Source organism: Streptomyces rugosispiralis, assembly GCF_024505145.1.
Taxonomy (GTDB): Bacteria; Actinomycetota; Actinomycetes; order Streptomycetales; family Streptomycetaceae; genus Streptomyces; species Streptomyces rugosispiralis.
The window spans coordinates 193,027-215,381 of sequence record NZ_JANIAA010000009.1; the positions used below are offsets into that span (position 1 = coordinate 193,027).

Annotated in this window: 18 protein-coding genes and 1 pseudogene; 8 read left to right on the forward strand and 11 right to left on the reverse strand. The window is 72.6% G+C overall.

Features of this window, described 5'->3' with window-relative positions; genetic code table 11:
- Window positions 1-67 precede the first annotated feature (67 nt).
- The 3 genes from NP777_RS17460 to NP777_RS17470 form a co-directional block, all read right to left on the reverse strand.
- Window positions 68-1,360, reverse strand: a complete 1,293-nt coding sequence (locus NP777_RS17460; protein WP_256651068.1) for a lanthionine synthetase C family protein — start codon at window positions 1,358-1,360, stop codon at window positions 68-70.
- The gene (locus NP777_RS17465) at window positions 1,357-4,473 is read right to left on the reverse strand and encodes a lantibiotic dehydratase (protein ID WP_256651069.1); all 3,117 of its coding nucleotides are present in this window, start codon (window positions 4,471-4,473) and stop codon (window positions 1,357-1,359) included. The genes NP777_RS17460 and NP777_RS17465 overlap by 4 nt, the downstream gene beginning before the upstream one ends.
- A 136-nt stretch (window positions 4,474-4,609) precedes the next feature.
- Window positions 4,610-4,768 carry an FDLD family class I lanthipeptide gene (locus tag NP777_RS17470; RefSeq protein ID WP_256651070.1) on the reverse strand — a complete coding sequence of 53 codons (159 nt, stop codon included), beginning with the start codon at window positions 4,766-4,768 and terminating at the stop codon, window positions 4,610-4,612.
- Between the two features lie 451 nt (window positions 4,769-5,219).
- Here NP777_RS17470 and NP777_RS17475 point away from each other — a divergent pair, with 451 nt between their 5' ends.
- Window positions 5,220-6,683: a GuaB1 family IMP dehydrogenase-related protein gene (locus NP777_RS17475; RefSeq protein ID WP_256651071.1), complete on the forward strand. Its 1,464-nt coding sequence runs from the start codon at window positions 5,220-5,222 to the stop codon at window positions 6,681-6,683.
- Window positions 6,684-6,799: 116 nt separating this feature from the next.
- Here the strand turns inward: NP777_RS17475 and NP777_RS17480 are convergent, their stop codons facing one another.
- Window positions 6,800-7,456, reverse strand: a complete 657-nt coding sequence (locus tag NP777_RS17480) for a DUF2637 domain-containing protein (protein WP_391858531.1) — start codon at window positions 7,454-7,456, stop codon at window positions 6,800-6,802.
- 107 nt (window positions 7,457-7,563) lie between these two features.
- Complete coding sequence (locus NP777_RS17485) at window positions 7,564-7,770, reverse strand: hypothetical protein (protein WP_137980375.1); 207 nt, start codon at window positions 7,768-7,770, stop codon at window positions 7,564-7,566.
- Between the two features lie 300 nt (window positions 7,771-8,070).
- Here NP777_RS17485 and NP777_RS17490 point away from each other — a divergent pair, with 300 nt between their 5' ends.
- The 4 genes from NP777_RS17490 to NP777_RS17505 all read left to right on the forward strand — a co-directional run bounded on the left by NP777_RS17490 (window position 8,071) and on the right by NP777_RS17505 (window position 12,883).
- Window positions 8,071-9,543 carry an amino acid permease gene (locus tag NP777_RS17490; RefSeq protein WP_256651073.1) on the forward strand — a complete coding sequence of 491 codons (1,473 nt, stop codon included), beginning with the start codon at window positions 8,071-8,073 and terminating at the stop codon, window positions 9,541-9,543.
- A 10-nt stretch (window positions 9,544-9,553) separates the two neighbouring features.
- On the forward strand, window positions 9,554-10,009 hold the full coding sequence (locus NP777_RS17495) for an Lrp/AsnC family transcriptional regulator (protein ID WP_086882116.1): 456 nt from the start codon (window positions 9,554-9,556) through the stop codon (window positions 10,007-10,009).
- Window positions 10,010-10,308: 299 nt separating this feature from the next.
- On the forward strand, window positions 10,309-11,109 hold the full coding sequence (locus NP777_RS17500) for a carbon-nitrogen hydrolase family protein (protein WP_256651074.1): 801 nt from the start codon (window positions 10,309-10,311) through the stop codon (window positions 11,107-11,109).
- Window positions 11,110-11,173: 64 nt separating this feature from the next.
- A complete protein-coding gene (locus tag NP777_RS17505) occupies window positions 11,174-12,883 on the forward strand; it encodes a flavin monoamine oxidase family protein (RefSeq protein ID WP_256651075.1) in 1,710 nt (569 codons plus the stop codon).
- A 58-nt stretch (window positions 12,884-12,941) separates the two neighbouring features.
- On the opposite strand, the gene NP777_RS17510 is transcribed toward NP777_RS17505, so the two are convergent.
- Together NP777_RS17510 and NP777_RS17515 are read right to left on the reverse strand one after the other, a co-directional pair.
- Window positions 12,942-13,646 carry a DUF5995 family protein gene (locus NP777_RS17510; RefSeq protein ID WP_256651076.1) on the reverse strand — a complete coding sequence of 235 codons (705 nt, stop codon included), beginning with the start codon at window positions 13,644-13,646 and terminating at the stop codon, window positions 12,942-12,944.
- An 88-nt stretch (window positions 13,647-13,734) separates the two neighbouring features.
- Window positions 13,735-14,619: an NAD-dependent epimerase/dehydratase family protein gene (locus NP777_RS17515; RefSeq protein ID WP_256651077.1), complete on the reverse strand. Its 885-nt coding sequence runs from the start codon at window positions 14,617-14,619 to the stop codon at window positions 13,735-13,737.
- 130 nt (window positions 14,620-14,749) lie between these two features.
- Here NP777_RS17515 and NP777_RS17520 point away from each other — a divergent pair, with 130 nt between their 5' ends.
- Window positions 14,750-15,607: a helix-turn-helix transcriptional regulator gene (locus NP777_RS17520; RefSeq protein ID WP_256651078.1), complete on the forward strand. Its 858-nt coding sequence runs from the start codon at window positions 14,750-14,752 to the stop codon at window positions 15,605-15,607.
- A 190-nt stretch (window positions 15,608-15,797) separates the two neighbouring features.
- Here NP777_RS17520 and NP777_RS17525 read toward each other — a convergent pair whose 3' ends face one another.
- Window positions 15,798-17,180 carry a uracil-xanthine permease family protein gene (locus NP777_RS17525; RefSeq protein WP_256651079.1) on the reverse strand — a complete coding sequence of 461 codons (1,383 nt, stop codon included), beginning with the start codon at window positions 17,178-17,180 and terminating at the stop codon, window positions 15,798-15,800.
- Between the two features lie 168 nt (window positions 17,181-17,348).
- Between NP777_RS17525 and NP777_RS17530 the strand changes: the two genes are divergently transcribed.
- Complete coding sequence (locus NP777_RS17530; RefSeq protein WP_030825962.1) at window positions 17,349-17,726, forward strand: hypothetical protein; 378 nt, start codon at window positions 17,349-17,351, stop codon at window positions 17,724-17,726.
- Between the two features lie 106 nt (window positions 17,727-17,832).
- Here NP777_RS17530 and NP777_RS17535 read toward each other — a convergent pair.
- From NP777_RS17535 to NP777_RS17545, 3 genes and pseudogenes are all read right to left on the reverse strand, one after another.
- Window positions 17,833-18,438 (reverse strand): annotated as a pseudogene (locus NP777_RS17535) (helix-turn-helix domain-containing protein); the annotation flags it as partial.
- A gap of 94 nt (window positions 18,439-18,532) precedes the next feature.
- Window positions 18,533-19,408 (reverse strand): isocitrate lyase/PEP mutase family protein, encoded by an 876-nt coding sequence (locus tag NP777_RS17540; protein ID WP_256651080.1) that lies wholly within the window; start codon window positions 19,406-19,408, stop codon window positions 18,533-18,535.
- A gap of 199 nt (window positions 19,409-19,607) precedes the next feature.
- Window positions 19,608-20,840, reverse strand: coding sequence for an MFS transporter (locus tag NP777_RS17545; RefSeq protein ID WP_256651081.1), 1,233 nt, complete (start codon window positions 20,838-20,840; stop codon window positions 19,608-19,610).
- Between the two features lie 183 nt (window positions 20,841-21,023).
- On the opposite strand from NP777_RS17545, the gene NP777_RS17550 reads away from it, so the two are divergent.
- Window positions 21,024-22,250 (forward strand): ROK family transcriptional regulator, encoded by a 1,227-nt coding sequence (locus tag NP777_RS17550; protein WP_256651082.1) that lies wholly within the window; start codon window positions 21,024-21,026, stop codon window positions 22,248-22,250.
- Window positions 22,251-22,355: the final 105 nt, after the last annotated feature.

Here is a 22,355-nt window from a genome sequence, read left to right on the forward strand (position 1 = left end):
CGGAACGACCCCCCGTCGGGACGCCCCCTCCGTCGGAACGGCCCCGGCAGGGGAACCGCCCGCCGGATCACGCCAGAAGCAGGGCGGCGTCCCAGGGCACATCGTCGTCGGCGGTGCCGGCGGGCGGCGTGCTCCGGCCGAGCAGGACGAGGGCGACGCCCGCCGCGCCCTCCAGGAACGTGGGCGCGTCCAGCGGCTCCGGCCGGAACGACGGCATCGGCGCGGTGGGAAAGCCGAAGGCCGTGCCGGGGTCGAAGCGGGCACACAGCCGCTCGGCGATCTCGTCCGCCCGCGCGGACAGCGATGGATCGTCCAGCTCGTCGGCCATGCGCCCGGTGATCCGGGCCAGCCCGGCGAGGCCGTGGCAGAGTCCGGGGTCGTCCAGCCCCCGCAGTCCGTCGGGGCGGGCGAAGACCGCCCGCATCGCCTCCGCCGCGGTGTGCGCCCACGCCTCCTCGCCCAGCGCGACTCCGGCGAGGTGGAGCGCGCGGGCGATTCCCGGAGCCCCGTAGCACCAGCTCGCGCGCCCAGGCTCCAGGGCCGGCCGGACGGGGGCCAGCTCCTGGTCGGCGGAGACCGTACCGGGCCATCCGGGGCCCGCGGGGTCCTCCTGGCGCCAGCTCATCAGCCACCGGGCGATACGGCGGATGGCCGTGTCGTGGCCGGGGACGCGCAGTCCGCGCGTCCAGCACAGGGACAGCAGCGCGAGCGGCCCGGCTATCCCGTGGGCGAGGCCCAGGTCGAGCACCCACTCCCGGCGCCGCGGGTCCACCGCGGCGGGCCACGGGGGGCTGAACCAGCCGGGCAGGGGCCCGGCCGTGGCCTTGACGGGCTCGGTGAGGGCGACGAGATACCGCAGCACGTCGTGGATCGCTTCGGGGTCGGACGGCTCGGCGAGGAAGTACCGGCCGAGGCCGGTCACACCGGCGACGACGTCGAAGTTCTCCCGCTCCGCCCCGGGGACACCGAATTCCATCCGGTCGTACTCGGCGTCGAGGACCTTTCCGAGGCGATGCCGCAGCGCCGCGTCCACCCGGCCCCGCACGGTGGCGTAGTCCCGGGGCGAGCGGGCGGCGTGCTTGGTGGCGAGGCCGAGCCCGGCCAGGCCCGTGATCAGCCCGGAACCCTTGGCACCGGCGAACCCGGCCTCCGCGGCCAGCAGGGCGTGGACGGTCGTGCGCAGGCCCGGGTCGCCCTTGCTCAGCTCACTGAGCAACAGCGTCGCCCCCGAGGCGCCCATGCCGAGCCCGGCGGCGGTGAAGTCCCCGGTGCCGGTGGAGAGAACGTGGTCGCGGACGCGGGCGGCGATCTCGGCCGCCACCGTGCCGGCGTCCCACCCTCCGGCTGGTGCCGCCGTCATCCGAGGTGCCTCCGCCGTCCGTGTTCGGCCTGGGCGAGGCCGCGCGCCACCGCCAGCGAACGGGCCTCGGAGGTGCGTGAGGTGCCGATGAGCCGGTTGTGGTGCATATGCAACACGCTCGCCAGCACCGATCCGTCGGCGGCCACGGAGGCATAGGCACGCATGGCGGCCGCCCTGGCGTCGAGGGCGGCGAGCACGGCGGCGCCGCCCTCGGCGGGGAACGCGGCCCGGAGCCCGCCGTCCAGCAGGCGAAGTGCCGCCGTGCGCCCGTCCCGGAAGTGGGCGTGGTGCTCCTCGTCCCGCGGGTTGCGCAGGAACCAGTCGGTCCACCGGTCGCCGTGGACCTGGCGGGCGAGATCGAGGTAGTTGGCGGCGGCGAGCAGCCGCGGCTCGACGGCGACCGCGCCGACCGCCCGGAGGCGCAGCTGTTCGAGGGCGGCCACGCTGTCGTGGTGGAAGACCGCCTCGGCGGCCTCGATGGCCTCGGGGCCACCGTAGCGGTGGGTTTCGGGCTCATAGCCGTCGATGACGAACCCCCCGGCCAGACGCAGGTCGCGCAGCTGCTCCACCCAGTCCAGGACACCCGGCAGCAGCTCGCCGTGGAGCGTGCCGGGGTCGCCGTGGAACCGCAGTCGCAGATGCGCGCCGGCCGGATCGGCGTAGCGGATGAAGAACCAGCGGTCCACCGCGGGCGGCAGGGCCGCCAGCAGCCGGGGCAGGTGCTCGGTCAGCACCTCGTCCTGGCGGCCGGCGTAGGCGTAGAGCTTGCCGTAGAGCCACCCGCGGCTGTGCCGCGGGACGGGCGGACCGACCGGGCGGATCCGCCGCGCCGGAGCCCGGACGGCCGGGGACTCGCCGGACGCCGGGCGGGCGGGCAGCAGCGGAATCACCAGTTCGCTGCTGAACGCCCCCGAGTCGGTGGCGAGCCAGCCGCCGCCCCGCCCCGCGTCCTCGGGCGTCTCGTACGCCGTCACGTCCTTGCCCCGGCGCAGCTCGCGGCGCAGCACCATGCGGTGGAGCGGGGCGGTCAGGTCGATCTCCACCCGGTGGTCGTCGCCCCCGCCGACGGCGACCCGGTCGGGTACGTTCCAGCGTGCCCGCCAGCCGTCCAGGCGGCGCTCCCACTCCGCGTCGGAGACGGCGGAGTCGAACAGGCCGGGGTCGGTCAGCCGCCATCGGGCGGGGGCGAGGACCGTCCTGCCGTACCGGACCCGGGGCAGGTGGGGAAGTGTGGAGTGGCGCCCCCATGTCCACACGCACGAGGGCCAGCTTCCCATCGTCGGCAACTCGCGCAGCAGACGGACCGCCGCGGGGGCGCGCCGCGGGTCGAGCATGGTCGGAACCCGGGGGTTGATCTCCTGCCCGGTCGAGGCGTCCACGAGATACAGCCGGTCCGGGTCGGCGGCCAGTGCGAGATCGCCCATTCCCCGCACGGCGGGCGAGGCCCGGTCCGCGAAGCAGCCCACCGCGACCCGCTCGGTCCAGAACGGCCGGACGCGGGCCACATTGGCGTCGCGGCCGCTCAGGGGCAGGAAGTCCAGGTGTGCCTGGAGCGCGCCGTCCCGGGCCGAGTCGGCGGCGGAGCGGCGTGCCAACTCGCCCACCTCCTCCACGTCGTCGAGGAGGTAGGCGAACCGGCCGAAGAGCGCGCCCGGTGCCGGCGATCCCGTCGACGGGGAGAGCACGAGCGCGAAGTCGCCCGCTTCGAGGGACCGCCGCGAGGGGGCGGTCAGATGGGCGCAGAGCTCAAGCGCGGCCGGGGGCGGTGCTCCGGAGCCGCGCAGCCGGTCGAGCGCCGCGTCGTCGAGCACCACCTCGCGGTCGCCCGACGCGATCGCCGTGAGCGCCAGCTCGCCCAGGAACTCGTTCCGGGCCCGGTCGCGTTCGCTCGGCTCACCGGGTTCCGCCGTGCGCCGCTCGCTTCTGGGATGGTCGTAGCCGGCGGGCGGGCCCAGGCCGGTGTGCGGGTCGAGGACGTCGGCGAGCGGCACGGCCCGGTCGGTGCCATAGCGTTCGACGAACGCGTCACGGTACTCCCGGAGCTCCGGCGTCGGCATGGTGTCGGGTGCGGCGAGACACAGCGCCGTGGCCGCGCGTTCCGCCTCCCGCAGCACCTCCCGGTCCAGGGTGACTTCGGCGTCCAGTCGCATGTCGACCTGGATCGGCCGGTCATCGGCGCGCAGGCCGCCCATCGCGTCCAGGGCCGTTCGCCAGCGGCCGAGTCCCGCGCCGAGGCGTTCCGCGCCGTAACTCTCCAACAGGTCGCCGATGGCGGCCAGTTCGCGTGCCTTGTCGGTTCGGCCCACGGCCTTGAGGACGTCCACCGCGTACCGTAACGGGTCGGTCTCGCCGAGCGGGGGGCGCAGCTCGGTGAGAAGGAAGCCCTGGCGGACCAGCTCGAGGAGAAGCCCCTCCTTGGCGGACGCGGGGACGTTCGGGTACGTCTCGTCGAGGATCTCCAGCAGGCCGCCGGCCGGGCGGGGGTGCCGGGCGGCGGCGAGGATGGTCCGCACGGCCGCCGTGTGGCGTATGGAGATCTCCTGGGCGCTCCGCCCCTCGCGCTGCCGCCCCTCGCCCCGCCGTTCGTCGGCGGCCGGCTCATCGGAGCCTGCGGGGTCCTTCATGTCGTAGCCGCAGGGGAGCACCCAGCGCCGCCCGCGTGCGAAGCCCAGGTCGTTCGCCACGACGCGCAGCGCCCGCAGCACCTCGAGGTCGCCCTCCCAGGTGGTGAGCACACCGCTCAGCCAGCCGCCGTCCGGGCGCACCGCCTTGCGGTGCCGGGTGCCCAGCCGGATCCGGTAGCCCGTCTCGCCGAAGGACACCGGGGCGACGCCCGCCAGGAGCCCGAAGGGGGTGGCGCGGCTGGCACCCCGCAGGACGTAGCGCGTGGCCGAGAGCGTGAGCTTGCGCAGGGCGCCGGGCTTCATCGGCACGTCCGCGCGCAGCGCTTCCACGGTCCGGTGCAGTGAGGGGCTGGAGACGGCGAGGGCCTCCTCGACCCGTCCGTCGGAGAGGAGCGCGTCGATGTACCGGCGGACCTGTTCGCGGTCGCGCGGGTCGATGTCCGCGCGGGTCCCGGCGGCCGAGCGGGGGAGGAGGGGGACACGGAGCATCCCACTGGGCTCCGCGTGGAACATCGCGTTGTCTCCGCACATGGTGTCGTCTCTCCCGTTCACGCTCGGCACCGCCATTCCGCCGTCGGCGAGCCGCGCGGGGCTCGGGCTCGGCCCGGACCCCGCGCGGTGACCACTAACAGGCCGGCGCGACGACGGTGCACCAGAGGATGGACGCCGCGGGCGTGCCGGTGGAGGCGCCCTGGGCGGCCGCCGGCTCGTCGAGCTCGACACGCACGTCCAGGTCGAACTCCGACATCTCAGTGGCCGACTCGGCCGGTACGGCAACAGACATGGTCAACTCCTTCGATAGGGGGCGACGGCAGCCATTCGCACCCAGTGCCGCTCGGGCACACCTCACCGGGTGGGCGCGCACGGCTCCCGTTCGCGGGTTCGCGTACCGGACGCCCATGTCGAGCGCCCAGACCTTGTGTACGCGATCCACCTGCCGTTTCGGCAGTTCAGGCGGCTTTCCTGGCACTTTCCCCAGAAACCGGCGGTCGGTGGCACGAAAGCGGGCCGATCGCCGTCCGGGAGTTGAGGATCACGGCCCGGCGGTGGCCGCGGTCCATCGGCCACTCGCCCTCGGGCGTGCGCTCGGGTAACGTTTCGACGTAAGGCAGGTTGCCTGCCGGCATCGGAGCAGCCCCCGCAGCGCCTCTTTGGAGGACTCTATGAACGCGGGGGTCTTTTGTTGTGCCGCCGTGGGAGTGACCTGCGTCGTTTCGCGTGAAAATGTGAGACTCATGCGTTTCCTCGAGCCCGGTACGGGGCGCCATGTGGAATCTTCCCCGGCTCCCTACGACCTGACGTACGACGATGTGTTCATGGTGCCGAGCCGTTCCGCGGTCGGCTCCCGCCAGGGGGTGGACCTGTCGGCCCCCGACGGCACCGGCACCACCATCCCGCTCGTCGTCGCCAACATGACCGCGATCGCCGGCCGCCGCATGGCCGAGACGGTCGCCCGGCGCGGTGGCCTCGTCGTCATCCCGCAGGACATCCCGATCGACGTCGTCACCGACGTGGTCCGCTGGGTCAAGAGCCGCCATCTGGTGCTGGACACCCCGATCGTCCTCGCCCCGACCGGCACCGTCGCCGACGCGCTGTCGCTGCTGCCCAAGCGGGCACACGGCGCGGGCGTGGTGGTCGAGGACGGGCGTCCGGTGGGTGTGGTGACCGAGTCCGACCTGACCGGGGTGGACCGCTTCACCCAGCTGTCCGAGGTGATGTCGCGGGAGCTGATGGTGCTCGACGCCGACATCGACCCCCAGGAGGCGTTCAGCCGCCTCGACGCCGCCCACCGCAAGCTGGCCCCCGCCGTGGACGCGGACGGGAAGCTGGCGGGCATCCTGAGCCGCAAGGGAGCGCTGCGCGCGACGCTCTACACGCCCGCGGTGGACGCGGCGGGCCGGCTGCGGATCGCGGCCGCCGTCGGGGTCAACGGCGATGTGGAGGGCCGTACGAAGGCGCTCATCGACGCCGGGGTGGACACCCTCGTCGTGGACACCGCCCACGGCCACCAGGAGTCGATGGTCAGCGCGCTCAAGGCGGTCCGCGGGCTGGGCCCGCGGGTGCCGGTGGTGGCGGGCAACGTGGTCGCATCCGAGGGGGTGCGCGATCTCATCGAGGCCGGTGCCGACATCGTCAAGGTCGGCGTCGGGCCGGGTGCCATGTGCACCACCCGCATGATGACCGGTGTCGGCCGGCCGCAGTTCTCCGCGGTGATGGAATGCGCCGCCGAGGCGCGGAAGTTCGGCAAGCACATCTGGGCGGACGGCGGTATCCGGCACCCCCGTGACGTCGCCATGGCGCTGGCCGCCGGGGCGTCCAACGTCATGATCGGCTCCTGGTTCGCGGGCACGTACGAGTCGCCCGGCGACCTCCAGCACACCGCCGACGGCCGCCCCTACAAGGAGAGCTTCGGCATGGCGTCGGCGCGAGCGGTGCGCAATCGCACCAGCGAGGAGTCGGCGTACGAGCGGGCCCGCAAGGGGCTGTTCGAGGAGGGCATCTCCACCTCGCGGATGTTCCTGGACCCGGCCCGGCCGGGCGTCGAGGACCTGATCGACTCGATCGTCGCGGGCGTGCGCAGCTCGTGCACCTACGCGGGCGCGGGGTCGCTCGAGGAGTTCCACGAGCGGGCCGTCGTCGGCGTCCAGAGCGCCGCGGGCTACGCCGAGGGCAAGCCCCTCCACGCCTCCTGGGACTGAGCCGGCGCCCCTGGAGCCGGCGCGCCCCGGAGCCGGCGCCTACCGGGACCGCAACAGCGCCACAGCCCCACTCGGCTCGGGTGAGTGGGGCTGTGGCGCCGTGGTGTGACGGTGTCTCATCTCGCCATTCCACGCTGCTCACCCCGGGTGCGGGGCAGCGCGTGGCGTGGCGGGCTGGTGAGCGTGATCTGCCGCACCAACTGGTGGAACGAGACCAGCGCGGCGACCGGGGGAAGACCGGCCACGGCCATGCTGGGCGCGTTCCTCGGGGCGTGGGCCACGCACAGGAACACCGCGATGGTGGAGAAGAGCACCACCACGGCCCATGAGTGCGCCGCGCCCCGCCGGTGCAGGGCCGCTCGCAGCACCGAAAGCGAGGCGACCAGCCAGGGCCCGTAGACCAGCAGGGGCCACCACGCCGCCATGGACTCCGAGGTGCTCGGGGAGGCCAGATAGCGCAGCGGGCGGTAGGAGATCATTCCGCCCAGCACGCTCAGCATGGCGACGATGACCGTGGTGACCGCCGCGAAGATCAGGCTGATCACATGCAGCCACGGCATCGTCGGCAGCCGGAAGCGGACCCGGCGGCGCTTGCCGCGCCCCCGCACATGCGCGGGGGAGGGGGTTCGCAGGGGGGTGACCGGTGGTCCGATGGGGCCGGTGGTGTGCACCGCCTCCTCGGCGGAGGACGTCTGGAGCAGCCGCGCCAGGTCCCCCTCCAGGTCCCAGCGGCCCTCGATGGTCTCCGGGTCGGGCAGGGGGAAAGGATTCATCTCATAATCGGCCGCCACCTCGAACCGGTCCCCGGGAGGGGGTGCGGGGGCGGGCCGGTGGCCGGTGGGAGGGGGCCCGTAGCCGCCCGGCCTCGGCTCGGTGTACGTCATGCCTTGACGCCCGGTTCTGTGGTACCGGAGCGCTGGAGGAAGTCCGCCTCGATCCGGCCCAGCGTCCGGATGAAGTCCTCCCACACTCTCGCGCAGTATTCGAGCGGGTAGCGCTCGCTGTCACCCCCCTGGTCACGGGGCCGGAACACGGGTTCGGCGCCGAGGCGGGAGTGATCGGGTGGTTGCAGACTGTCAGTGGTCACGTCCCCACCAACGACCGCTAAAATGGTGCAGTATCGCGGCATTCGGGTGAAACGCGCGCTGACGAGCTCAGGGTTTCGCAACGATTCACCGTCGGGCGCCCCCGCGCGCAACGTTGCGACACGTATGCGCAACCATGGTGCATTACGGCCGTCGGCGGACGGCTCATAGGGTCTTGCGCTGACGTGGAGTGGCGGGGACCGGCTGCTCGGCGATTCCCACCTGCGGGTTTCCCTCCCGGGTATCCGTATGTCCGCAGTCGGTCGCCACCACCTGATGGCAGCGATAAAGGAGCCACCCAAGTGTTGGAGCACGGCGCAGCACCGCCCGCCACCCAGCAACCGGAACCAGACCCTCCGGTCGGCGGGCTGGGCGCCCGCCTGATGCGGCGCAAGCCGGTGGAGCGGCTGGTCGCCGAGGGCGGCCAGGGCGAGGGCGGAAGCCTCCGGCGCTCGATGGGCGTATGGCAGCTCACCATGATCAGCATCGGCGCCACCCTGGGCACCGGCATCTTCGTGGTGCTCGGCGAGGCGGTGCCGGACGCGGGCCCCGCGGTCGTCGTGTCGTTCGTCATAGCCGGGCTCACCGCGCTGTTCTCCGCGCTGTCCTACGCCGAGTTGGCGGGCACCATCCCGGTCTCCGGTTCCTCCTACTCGTACGCCTACGCCACGATGGGCGAGCTGATCGCCTGGGTCTGCGGCTGGTGTCTGATCCTGGAGTACGGCGTCTCGGTGGCGGCCGTGGCCGTCGGCTGGGGCGAGTACCTCAACGAACTGCTCGACGGCACGCTCGGCATCACCATCCCCGACGCGCTGGCCGCCCCGCCCGGGGACGGCGGGGTCTTCAATCTGCCCGCGCTGCTCGTGGTGCTGCTGGCCATGGCGTTCCTGCTGGGCGGCGCCAAGGAGAGCGCCCGCGCCAACGCGATCATGGTGGGGGTGAAGATCGCGGCGCTGATCCTCTTCTGCGCCGTCGCCTTCACCGGCATCCGGGCCGGCAACTACACCCCGTTCATGCCGCTGGGCATGGCGGGCGTCAGCGCCGCCGGCGCCACCCTCTTCTTCTCCTACATCGGCTTCGACGCCGCCTCCACGGCCGGTGAGGAGGCCAAGAACCCCCAGCGCGACCTGCCCCGCGCGATCATGCTCTCGCTGATCATCGTCACCGCGCTGTACTGCCTGGTGGCCGCCGTGGCGGTGGGCGCGCTGCCGTGGAAGAAGTTCTCCGGCTCCGAGGCCGCGCTCTCCTCGATCATGAAGGATGTCACCGGACAGGACTTCTGGGCCGTGCTGCTGGCGGCCGGCGCGGTGATCGCGATCGCCTCCGTGGTGCTGACCGTGCTCTACGGGCAGACCCGCATCCTCTTCGCGATGTCCCGGGACGGGCTGGTGCCCAAGGCCTTCTCCACGGTCCACGCCCGGACCGGGGTGCCCCGCGCCAACACCGTCATCGTCTCGCTCTTCTGCGGGGTCCTCGCCGCCGCGATCCCGCTCGGTCAGCTCGCCGACGCCACCAGCATCGGCACGCTCTTCGCCTTCGCGCTGGTCAACATCGCCGTGATCGTGCTCCGCCGGACCCGGCCCGATATGCCCCGGACCTTCCGGGTGCCGCTGTCCCCGCTCTTCCCGGTGATCGGCTTCGCGCTGTGTCTGTGGATGATGGGCAGCCTGCAGTTCGTGACCTGGGTGGTCTTCGGCGTGTGGATGGCCGTCGGCCTTGTGCTGTACTTCGGATACGGCATGCGCCGATCCCGACTGGCCACAGCAGAGAAGTGATTGCCCCCCAGTGCGACTGAACGATCTCGACGAACGCATCGTCCACGCCCTCGCCGAGGACGCCCGCCGCTCCTACGCCGACATCGGCGAAATCGTCGGACTGTCCGCGCCCGCCGTCAAACGGCGGGTGGACCGGCTGCGCGCGGAGGGGGCCATCACCGGCTTCACGGTGCGGGTCGATCCGGTGGCGCTGGGCTGGGAGACCGAGGGCTTCATCGAGCTCTTCTGCCGCCACAACACCTCGCCGGAGGACATCCGCCGAGGTCTGTCGCGCTACCCCGAGGTGGTGTCCGCGTCCACCGTCACCGGTGACGCGGACGCCGTCGTCCAGGTCTTCGCCGCCGATATGCGCCACTTCGAGCGGGTGCTGGAGCGGATCGCGGGGGAGCCGTTCGTGGAGCGCACCAAGTCCGTGCTGGTGTTGTCGCCGCTGCTGCGGAGGTTCAGTTCGGGTGCCCCGACGTAAGCGCTCCGCTGGGTGCGCGGTTCTGGGCGTCTGCCCTGGCCTGTTGTCGGTCGGCTGCGGCATGCGTCGTGGCTGGGCGCGCAGTTCCCCGCGCCCCTGCGGGGCGCCCCCCTCACGCGGCGGAGCCGCATATCGACACAGCCCCGCGCCTCTTCGGGGCCCCGGCCCGTGCAATGAATCGTCGTGTGCCGGGTCCCATACGGTGTGAATCGACGCCGGACGCAATGAAGTCGTCTTGTTGGGCGATCCGGAGGCAACGTACTGTTTTTATGCCCGTACTCCTCCTCCCAAGGTCTGCCATGCCGCCGCTGCGCACCGCTCTGCTCCAGAACTCCGGTCACCCCGGCGACCCCGCCGGTAACCTCAAGGTCCTCGACGAGGCCGCCGCCCGAGCGGCCGCCGACGGCGCCGGGCTGCTGGTCACCGCGGAGATGTTCCTCACGGGCTACGCCATCGGCGGTGGCGGCGTGCGGGAGCTGGCCGAGCCGGCCGACGGGCCGAGCGGCCGGGCCGTGGCCGACATCGCCGCGGCGCACGGGCTGGCCATCCTCTACGGCTACCCCGAGCGCCACGCGGACGCGGTTCACAACTCCGCGCGGCTGGTGGGCGCGGACGGCACCGAGCTGGCCAACTACCGCAAGACCCATCTCTACGGCTGCTTCGAGCGGGCGTCGTTCACCCCCGGTGAGGCCCCCGTCGTCCAGGCCACCATCGGCGAGCTGACCGTCGGCATCCTGGTCTGCTACGACGTGGAGTTCCCCGAGAACGTACGGGCCCACGCGCTGGCCGGGACCGATCTGCTGGTGGTGCCCACCGCGCAGATGCACCCCTTCGAGTTCGTGGCCGAATCCCTGATCCCGGTGCGGGCCTTCGAGAGCCAGATGTACATCGCGTACGTCAACCGCAGCGGCCGCGAGGGCGAGTTCGACTTCGTCGGGCTGAGCTGTCTCGCCGGGCCCGACGGCGCCACCTGTCTGCGTGCCGGCCGCGGAGAGGAACTCCTCCTCGGCGACGTCGACCCCAAACTGCTGGCGACCTCGCGCCGGATCAACCCGTATCTGCGGGACCGCCGCCCCGGCCTCTACACCTCCCTCGGCTGATCCGTCCGGCCCCTGCCGCACCCGAACCACCCTTTTGAGCACAGCAGCAAGGAGTCCGTACCCCATGACGTCCACGGTGCCCACGGCCGTCCATGACGAGCAGGAGACGCAGGCCCTCGAGGCCCTGCCGCCCATCACCATGTTCGGCCCGGACTTCCCCTACGCCTACGACGACTACCTCGCCCACCCCGCGGGCCTGGGCCAGATACCCGCGACCGAGCACGGCGCCGAGGTCGCGGTCGTCGGCGGCGGGCTCTCCGGTGTCGTCGCCGCGTACGAGCTGATGAAGATGGGCCTGCGGCCCGTGGTCTACGAGGCCGACCGGATCGGCGGACGGCTGCGCACCGTCGGCTTCGACGGCTGTGACGACGCGCTGACCGCCGAGATGGGCGCGATGCGCTTCCCGCCGTCCTCCACCGCCCTCCAGCACTACATCGACCTGGTGGACCTGAAGACCCGGCCGTTCCCCAACCCGCTGGCCCCCGAGACCCCCTCGACCGTGGTCGACCTCAAGGGCGAGTCCCACTACGCCCGCACCATCGACGAGCTGCCGCCGGTCTACCGCGAGGTGGCCGACGCCTGGAACGCCTGCCTGGAGGAGGGCGCGGACTTCTCCGACATGAACCGCGCCATCCGCGAGCGGGACGTCCCCCGGATCCGGGAGATCTGGGCGCGGCTGGTCGAGAAGCTGGACAACCAGACGTTCTACGGCTTCCTCTGCGACTCCTCGGCCTTCACCTCCTTCCGCCACCGGGAGATCTTCGGCCAGGTCGGCTTCGGCACCGGCGGCTGGGACACCGACTTCCCCAACTCCATCCTGGAGATCCTGCGGGTCGTCTACACCGAGGCCGACGACCACCACCGCGGCATCGTCGGCGGCAGCCAGCAGCTTCCGCTGCGGCTGTGGGAGCGCGAGCCCGAGAAGATCGTCCACTGGCCCCAGGGCACCTCGCTGGCCTCGCTGCACGAGGGCGCGCCCCGCCCGGCCGTGACCCGGCTGCACCGGGCCGCGGGCGACCGCGTCGTGGTGACGGACGCGAGCGGTGACATCCGCTCGTACCGCGCGGTGGTCTTCACCGCGCAGTCCTGGATGCTGCTCTCCAAGATCGACTGCGATGACTCGCTCTTCCCGATCGACCACTGGACGGCGATCGAGCGCACCCACTACATGGAGTCCAGCAAGCTCTTCGTGCCGGTGGACCGGCCGTTCTGGCTGGACAAGGACGAGGTCACCGGGCGGGACACGATGAGCATGACGCTCACCGACCGGATGACCCGCGGCACGTACCTGCTGGACGACGGCCCGGACCGGCCCGCCGTCATCTGCCTCTCCTACACCTGGTGCGACGACAGCCTGAAGTGGCTGCCGCTGTCGGCGAACGAGCGGATGGAGGTCATGCTCAAGTCGCTCTCGGAGATCTATCCACACGTCGACATCCGCAAGCACATCATCGGCAGCCCGGTCACCGTGTCCTGGGAGAACGAGCCGTACTTCATGGGCGCGTTCAAGGCCAATCTGCCCGGCCACTACCGCTACCAGCGCCGGCTGTTCACCCACTTCATGCAGGACCGGCTGCCCGCCGACAAGCGCGGCGTCTTCCTCGCGGGCGACGACATCTCCTGGACCGCGGGCTGGGCCGAGGGCGCCGTCCAGACCGCGCTGAACGCGGTGTGGGGCGTCATGCACCAGTTCGGCGGCGGCACCGACCCGAAGAACCCGGGGCCGGGCGATCTGTACGACGAGATCGCGCCCGTCGAGCTCCCCGAGGACTGAGCCGGTCCGGGGGCCGCTCAGCACCCACCCGGACCGGGGGCACCCGCACCGGGGCCGCTCAGCACGCGGACGGCAGAGGAGTGAGCAGAAAGCGCCCGACCAGGCCCACGGTGGCGTCGACGCGCTCCGCGAACTCCTCCGCCAGCTCCGGCACTCCGCGCAGCCCCCACAGCGCGCGGAACGCCGCCCATGCGGCGTCCCGCGCCTTCTCCAGACTCCAGGAGCCCACGAGATGGGTGAGCGGATCGGCCACGTCCAGCAGGTCGGGGCCGGGCATCAGCTCCTCCCGGATCCGCTCCTCCATCCCCGTGAGCAGCTCTCCGATCCGGTCGAAGTCCCCCTCCAGGGCGTCCGGTTCGAGGCCCCGGGACCGGCAGGTGTCCAGCAGCGCGAGCGCCAGGTCATGGCCGATATGGGCGTTGATCCCGGCGAGCGCGAACTGCACCGGGCGGACCCCGGGATGGCACCGCAGCTGGAACAGCGGCCGCCAGCAGGCGGGCGGCCGCGCGCCGGTGGCCACCGCGTCGACCGCCGTCAGATAGCGCCCGGCGAACCGCACGTCCAGCTCCTCGGTGGCGGACGGGTCGTGGAAGTAGCCGTCCGCGAGCCGTCGGCCGACCTCCTCGGTGACCGACAGATACACCCCGTTGAAGACCGCCACCCCGTCCCCCGGCGGCAGCGCCGCGCCGAGCGCGCTCATGCGCGCCACGACGCTTCTCACGGTGCGCGGCGGCGCGAGCCGCGCGGGCGTGGGCATCGTCATGGACGCCAGGGTGGCAGGCCGGACGGGCGCGGTCCCGCCGTACGCCGCCGCGTCCCCTGGACGGCGTAATGCCTCGTCAACCTCCGTATCACAGCACACCCGCGTCGCGTGCGGTCCACATCGACGGGTACAGCGGGCGCCAGCCCAGCTCGTCGCGCAGCCGGAGGTTGGAGGCGATGCCGAACCAGGGGTCCTCGTCGGTCCGCTCGGTCATGCCCTCGGGCAGTGGCACCCCGTTGATCTGGAAGAGCTCGACCGTGGTCACCGGGGCGTCGTCCACGATGTTGTACTTGCGGCCCGAGACCGAGCCGCCGGCCGTGCCGCCCGGGGCGCGCAGCAGCCGCAGCAGCGCCTGCGTCGCGTCGGCGTGGTGGACCATGGCGAGCCGCCGGCTCCCGGCCCATGCCGCCGCGTGCGGCAGCACGTTCGTCAGATGCGGATCGCCGTCCCCGTAGACGAAGGCCAGGCTGCCGATGCGCAGATCGAGGCCGTGCTCGCGGTGCAGCGCCAGCAGTTCCCGCTCCGCCTCGGCCTTGGCGGCGGGGTACGCGCCCCACCGCGGACCGCCGGGCCTGCTCTCGTCGTCCTCCGTGAACGGCCGCCCGCGCGAGGCGCCGTACACCAGATTGGTGCTGACCTGGAGAAACCGGCTCGTCCCGGCCTCGACCGCGGCCCGCCCGAGCGCGACCGCCGCGTCCCGGTTGACCGCCCATGCCTCCTCGTCCGGCACCCCGCGGAAGGCCGCCGCGATGTTGACCACCGCATGCACCCCCTCCATGGCCCTCCGCAGATCCTTCTCCTCGCGCAGATCGCCGGCCATGAGCCGCGCGCCCTGGGCCGCGAAGGGAGCGCCGCGCTCCTCGTCGCGCACCAGCACCCGTACCTCGGTACCGGTCGCGCGCCGCTCCAGCAGCCGCTTGGTGAACCGCCGTCCCACCTGGCCGGTCGCACCCGTCACCAGAATCAAGGGCATGAGCATCCGCCTTTCGCCTCGTCGCTCGGCCTTAGAGCCTGCGGCGGGCGGGGCGGGACCGGGAGAGACCTCCGTATCCAGGGATCCGCAGACCCTGGATACCGGCCGCGGGCGCGGCGACCATGGGAGCGTGCATCGAACGGAACTCGCCGACTTCCTGCGCCGCTGCCGCGCCCGCCTCGGTCCCGCCGAGGTGGGGCTGACACCCGGCCCGCGGCGCCGTACGCCCGGGCTGCGCCGGGAGGAGGTGGCCCAGCTCGCGGGCATGTCCCCGGACTACTACACCCGGCTGGAACAGGCCCGCGGCCCGCGCCCGTCCCGCCAGATGCTGACCGCGCTGGCGCGGGCGCTGCGGCTCACCGACGACGAGCGGGACTATCTCTTCCATCTGGTGGGGGAGGAGCCGCCGCGCGACCGCAGCACCTCAGAGCATGTGCGGCCCGGACTGCTCAGGGTGCTGGACCGGCTGTACGACACCCCGGCCCAGGTGATCACCGACTGGGGCGAGGTGCTGGCGCAGAACGCGATGGCGGCGGCGCTGGTCGGCGACATCATGGGGCGGCCGCCCGGCGACCGCAATATCGTCCGCGGCTTCTTCACCCGGCGCGCCGACCCCTCCGGCACCCCCGGGATCTTCCCGAGCGAGGAGATCGCGGAGCACGCCCGGCTGCATGTGGCCACCCTCCGGGCCGTGGTCGCCGCCCGCCCCGACGACCCGGGCCCGGCGGGGCTGGTGGCCGAACTGCTGTCGGTGAGCGCGGAGTTCGCGACGCTGTGGGAGGCCCATGAGGTGGCCATACGGCACTCCACGGTCAAGCGGTTCACCCATCCGGTGGTGGGGACGATGGAGCTGGACTGCGAGGTGCTGCTGAGCTCGGAACACGCCCAGCGGCTGATCGTCCACACCGCGCGTCCCGGCAGCGAGTCCGCCGAGCGGCTGGAGCTGCTGCGGGTGGTGGGGCTGCAGGACCTCGCGCCGCGAGGATGAGGACCTGGGAGGTTTCCGCCGGGCGCTTCGGGGCTACGGGGTGTCCGGCGGGTGGCAGGGGCTTCGCCCCTGGACCTCGGGGTCTGGGGCGGAGCCCCGGTCGTGGGGCGGAGCCCCGGTTGTGGGAAGGGGCGGGGAGGGGATCAGTCCGCCGCAGGCGCCAGACCCGCCGGACAACCCCAGACAGGCCCTAGTCCGGCCGCTCGTCGTCGTATTCGCTGGTGCCCGCGTCCAGCAGGGGCTCCTGCTGCTTCAGATGTGCCGGGGCCAGGGCACGCAGCACGTGGTAGCCGAGCAGCACCACGATCGTGCCGAGCGCGATCCCGCCCAGCTCGAAGTTGTGGCCGATTTTCAGGCTGACGCCGCCGACGCCGATGATGACGCCCGCCGCGACCGGCACCAGATTGAGCGGATTGCGCAGGTCCACCTTGTTGTGCACCCAGATCTGCGCACCGAGCAGCCCGATCATGCCGTAGAGGATGACGGTGATCCCGCCCAGCACCCCGCCCGGCACCGCCGCCACCACCGCGCCGAACTTCGGGCACAGCCCGAAGAGCAGCGCGAATCCCGCGGCGGCCCAGTACGCGGCGGTGGAGTACACCCGGGTGGCCGCCATGACCCCGATGTTCTCGGAGTACGTCGTATTGGCCGGGCCGCCGACCGAGGTGGAGATCATGGTCGCCGCGCCGTCCGCGGCGATCGCCGTGCCCAACTGGTCGTCGAGCGGATCGCCGATCATCTCGCCGACCGCCTTCACATGCCCGGCGTTCTCGGCGATCAGCGCGATCACCACCGGCAGCGCCACCAGCACCGCCGACCAGTGGAAGGTGGGCCCGTGCAGGGACGGCAGACCGATCCAGTCCGCCTTGGCCACCCCGGAGAGATCCAGCCGCCAGTGGTCGGTGACCCGACCACTGCCGTCGATGGAGTGGATCTTGCCGAAGACGCGGTCGAAGACCCAGGAGACCGCATAGCCGAAGACCAGCCCCAGGAAGATCGCGATACGCGACCAGAAGCCCCGCAGACAGACCACCGCCGCCCCGGTGAGCAGCATCGTCAGCAGCGCGGTCCACTGATCGGCGGGCCAGTACGTACCGGCCGTCACCGGGGCGAGGTTGAACCCGATCAGCATGACCACCGCGCCGGTCACCACCGGCGGCATCGCCGCGTGGATGATCCGGGCGCCGAACGTCCGTACCGCCAGACCGCTCAGCAGCAGCACACCGCCGACCACCAGGATCGCCCCGGTGACGGCGGCGCTGCCGCCGCCCTGCGCCCGGATCGCGGCGGCCACGCCGACGAACGACAGGCTGCATCCCAGATAGCTGGGAATCCGGCCGCGGGTCGCGAGCAGGAAGAGGACGGTCGCGACCCCGGACATCATGATCGCGAGGTTGGGGTCGAGCCCCATCAGCACCGGGGCGACGAAGCTGGCCCCGAACATGGCCACGACGTGCTGCGCGCCGAGCCCCACCGTCCTCGGCCACGACAGCCGCTCATCCGGCTTGACGACGGCACCGGGGGCTGGGGTGCGCCCATCGCCGTGCAGGGTCCAGCCCACGCCGAGGCCCATGACTGCTCCACTTCATCGCTACGGGGGAATCGCAGCAATGTTAGTTGGCCGAAAATATGCGTCGTGCGGCCATGTGGGATCGGCTAGTGCTGTGACCGGGATGGTTCACCGTGATCGGAAGGCGGCTCGCGGGACGAGCGCACGCGAAACGGCTGGTATGACTGGGGCATGCAGGAAGAAATTGCACGCTCCGCGATCGACACGTTCATCTCCGCGTTCAACGCCTCGGACGACAGCTATGTGACTGCCCTGCTCTCCCAGGCTCTGACCTCAGACGTGGTCTTCTGGGGGCCGTTGGGTCGCAGCGAAGGAATCGCGGCGGTCGAGCGGTTCGTGCTGGACATCCGGCGCCACCCGGCGGGGACCGGCACGATGGTGCGCTGCTCGGCGGTGGACATGCCTGACGAGTGGGCCCGGTACCAGTGGGTCTTCACCACGCCGGATGGAGGTCCCCGCCTGGCGGGAACGGACGTCGTCCATCTGCGGCGGAGCCTCATCGACCAGGTCATCGTCTTTGCGGGGGAGATCGAACCGTCCGCCTCCTGAGCCATCCTTCTGTCGCTGTCCTTCTCCTGAACTTGGCCCCTTCGGCGCTCGGGGGCTGCGGTTCGCGGTTGGTCGGGCTGCGGTGTTGAGGGGGCGTCCGCCCCGGCGGGCCGAAGTGGGCCTCGATCGGATTGGCCCGGGAAGCGTAGGTCGGGGCGCCGTCGAGTCGGGCGGCGCGGATCGACTTGAGCGCGGCCAGGGTGTTGGCGGTGCCCTTGCGACGTCGGCTGACGCCCCACAGGCGGTCGTCGCCCACGGAGTAGCAGCCGTGGAAGTAGGTGACGCCGTGAGTGCGGCGGTAGGTCGCCGGCAGCCGGTTTGGCTTGCCCTGTTTCGCCGAGCGGGAGCCCGCGGTGGGCCGGATCCCCAGGGGCCCGAACTCGTCGAAGGTGAAGACCCGGTCCGGGAAGCGGTCCAGCACCTGCTCAATCCGGTCGAGCTTGGCGTCGCGAGAGGCGGGGACGGCCTCCCGCCCACTGAGGGTCCAGGCAGGCCAGGCCGATCTCGTTGAAGCGGTGGATCACATCGCGCACGGTGTCCTCGTCGGCCTGGACCAGCTGGGCGATCACCGGCACCCGGTTCCCGCCCGCCGGGGCGAGCAGCATCATCGCGCGCCGGTGCGCACCGAACTCGTGCTGCCCCTGCGCATGATCTGCTGCAGCTTCTGCCCCTCCTGGTCGGTCAGTCCGCGTACCCGGACAGGCTCGGCCACCGGGCCTCCAGCGATCGGATCGGACGTCGCCGCACATCCAACCGCCACGACCGCCGGCCCGGTGAACCTATGCGGTCACAACTCCAGACAGGCCCTAGGTGGGATCGGCCCCGGTGACGTCATTGGTGAAATCGTCGGCCAGTGACCGCGCCTCGGCGTAGCCGGGCAGGTCGGCGGCTCGATCGGGATGGGCGGGGGCGTCCGGGTGGGCGATCGACCAGGCCAGCTCGACCGCGCGGTCCAGGGCGGCCCGGAAGAGCAGCGAACCGCAGCTGATCCGCCGCACCCCGAGCTCCGCCAGCCGCTCGTAGGTGTGGCGGCCGGGCGTGAAGAGGATGTTCAGCGGGGTCTCGCCGAGGTCGTCGGCCAGTGCGCCGATGTCCTGCTCATCGGTGAGCGCGGGTACGAAGATCCCGTCCGCGCCCGCCCCCACATACGCCTCGATGCGCTCGGCGGTGGTGGCCAGCGAGGGCGGGGTGCCGCCACCGATCGCGGCGAGCCAGTGGGTGTCGGTCCGGGCGTTCACGAACAGCCGCGGCACCCGCTCCTTGACGGCCTCGATCACCGCGCACTGCCGGGCCAGTGGCGCGAGGGTGCCGTCGGGGCGTCCGTCCTCGATGTTCACGCCGACCACCCCGGCCCGGTCCAGCTCGGCCGCGACCGCCGCGACCTCCTCGGGCCGTTCGCCGAACCCGCCCTCGATATCGACGGTGACCAGCGCCGGGAGCCGGGCGATGGCACGGGCGAGGGCGAGGGTCCCGTCGCGGGCGGCGCCCGTCGCGTCGGGCAGCCCGGCCGCCGCGGCCACGCCGAGGCTGGTGGTGCCGATGGCGGGGAAGCCGCGCCGGACGAGGGCGGCGGCGGAGGCGTGGTCCCACGCGTTGGGCAGCAACAGGGGCCGCTCGCCGTGGTGGAGCCGGCGGAAGGCGGTGTGGCGGTCGGGGACCGGGCCGTCGCTCGTATCGCTCATATCACCGACCGTACGGCCGGATCCTTTCGGCGCTCGCCGAACGATGGCGGTGTCGGAGCCGGTGCGCGGTCCTGGGCCCGCCCCTCTCAGGAGAGCGTGGCCGGGGATGTCGACGGGTCGGTGTGCGGGCCTCTCAGGAGAGCGTGGCCCCCGGTACGCCGTCCAGATACGCGAAACCGGGCGCGAGTGCGCGGGCCTCTCAGGAGAGCGTGGCCCGGGACGTCGACGGGTCGGTGTGCGGGGCGGGGCCCGTGGCGTCCGTCCCCGCCGGGGTCCGCAGCACCCCGGCCCCCGCCACCAGCCCCAGCGCCAACGCCGTGACCAGGCAGAACGAGATCGTCAGCGAGGTCAGATTCGCGATCGAGCCCATCGCCGCCGGAGCGATCAGCCCCGAGGTGTAGGTGATCGTGGCGACGCCCGCGATGGCCTGGCTCGGGGCCGGGCCGCTGCGCCCGGCGGCGGCGAAGGCCAGCGGCACCACGATCGCGATGCCCAGGCCGATGAGGCCGAATCCGGTGATGGCGAGGGCGGGCCCGGGGGCGGCGACCACGAGGATGCCCCCGGCGGTGGCGAGGACGCCGCCCGTCCGTACGGTCCGCACCGGCCCGAAGCGGCCCACCACCGCGTCCCCGACGAGCCGGGCACCGGCCATCGTGCAGGAGAAGGCGGTGGTGCAGGCGGCGGCGACGCCGGGGGAGGTCTCCATGACGTCGCGCAGATAGACCGCCGACCAGTCCAGGCTCGCCCCCTCCGCGAACACCGCGCAGAACCCCACCGCGCCGATGATCAGCGCGGAGCGGGGCGGCAGGGCGAAGCGGGGCGGCGGGTGCTCCTCGGGGGTGCTGCGCAGGTCCAGGACCCAGTGGCAGGCCACCGCGCCGAGCACCGTGAGGACCCCGGCGGCGATGGCGAGATGGAGCCGGGCGTCGGCCTCGGCGTGGGCGGCGACCGTGCCCGCCGCCGAGCCGGTGAGCGCGCCGACGCTCCACATGCCGTGCAGCCCGGACATGATCGAACGGCCGAGGCGGTTCTCGATCTCCACACCGAGGGCGTTCATCGCGACGTCGGCCATCCCGGCGGTCGCGCCGAAGATGAGCAGCACACCGCACAGCCAGACCAGTCCGGGCGCGAGCGGGGGCATCACCAGCCAGACGGTCCACAGGGCGAGCAGTCCGCGCAGCGCCGTGCGGGCGCCGAAGCGATGGCTGATCCGCCCGGCCAGGGGCATCGCGATCGAGGCTCCGATGGCGGGGAAGGCGAGCGCGAGGCCGAGTTGACCGGCGCTCAGGTCCAGCCGCTCCTGGATCCAGGGGATACGGGTGGCGAAGTTGCCGGTCACCGCGCCGTGCACGGCGAACACCGCCGCCACGGCGATCCGTGCCCGCCGTACCGGGCGCATCTCGGACGCCCCGGACTCCTTGAGCCTGCCCATGCTTGCCGCACCCTCCCCGTAGTGCCGACCCGTGTCCGTGCCTGTATCCGTGCCTGCGCCCGTGCCCGTGCCCGTGCCCGTGCCTGTGCTCGTGCCCGGCCGGTGCCGTGGCCCACCGGAAACTATCAGGAAGGCTCCCTGATAGATAGGGCTTTTCTCATGGCCTTCTGGAAGGATCCCGGCATGACCTCGACGAGCGTGTCCGTGGCGGGCCGCACCGCCTCTCCGAGTACGGCGCGGGCCATCAACGACCGCCTCGCCCTGCATCTGCTCAAGGACAAGGGGCCGTTGACCGCGGGGGAGCTCAAGTCGCTGACCGGGCTGTCCCGTCCCACCATCGCGGATCTGGTCGAGCGGCTGCGGCAGACCGGGCTGGTGGCGGTCGTGGGGGAATCGGGGGCGGAGCGCCGGGGGCCCAACGCCCGGGTGTACGGGATCGTCGCCGACAGCGCGCATGTGGCCGGGGTCGACGTCCGTACGGACGGCGTCGCCGTGTGCGTGGCCGATCTGCTGGGCCGGACCGTGGCGGAGGAATCGCTCCCGGTGGCCCCGGACATGGAACCGGCGCACACCGTGGCGGCCGTGGTGGCCCTGGTGGAGCGGGCCGCCGAGCGGGCCGGGGCGGCGCGGCTGCACCACATCGGGATCGGGATGCCCGGTCTCATCGACCCCGCCACCGGGGAGCTCAACTCGCCCGGCGGGCTGCCCTCCTGGCACCGCGAACTGGCCACCGCGCTGCACGGCGGCCTCGCGGCGCCCGTGCTGCTGGAGAACGAGGTCAATCTCGCGGCCGTCGCCGAACAGCGGCTGGGCGCGGTGCGCGACCGCGACACCTTTGTGCTGCTGTGGCTCGGCCACGGCATCGGCGCGGCCGTGGTGCTCGACCGGGTGCTGCGGCGCGGAGCGTCCGGCGGCACCGGGGAGATCGGCTTTCTGCCGGTGCCGGGCACCGTGGGGCTGCCCTCCGCCACCGGCTGCGAGGGCGGGTTCCATTCCCTGGTGTGCAGTGCCGCGGTCTGTGAACTCGCCCAGGAGCACGGCCTGGCGGCCGCGGCGGGCGGTTCGCGTGGGGAGGGGGCGGAGGGCTCCGGCGCGGCGGAGGCGGTGCTCCGTGCGGCCCTGGGGGCGGGGGAGCGGGGCGAGGCGTTCCTGGACGCGCTGGCGGCCCGTATCGCGCTGGGCGTCGCCGCGATCTGCGCGGTGCTCGACCCGGGGTGCGCGGTGCTCGGCGGCGAGGTCGGCCGGGCCGGGGGCGAGGGGCTCGCCCGGCGGGTGGAGGAGCATGTGGCCCGGCTGTCGCCGCTGCGCACGCGGGTGCGGGCCGGGGTGGTGGGCGGTGGCGGGGTGTTGCGGGGTGCCGTGCTGACGGCGCTGGACGCGACGCAGAACGAGCTGTTCGGCGCTCCGTAGCCGTTCGGCCCGCCGCGTCCGCGGGGCGAGTGGATTCCTGTGCGATCTCTTGTCGTGCCCATGGAGCCGTCTTACTCTGAGCCCGATCTCAATTCTGAATAGCGT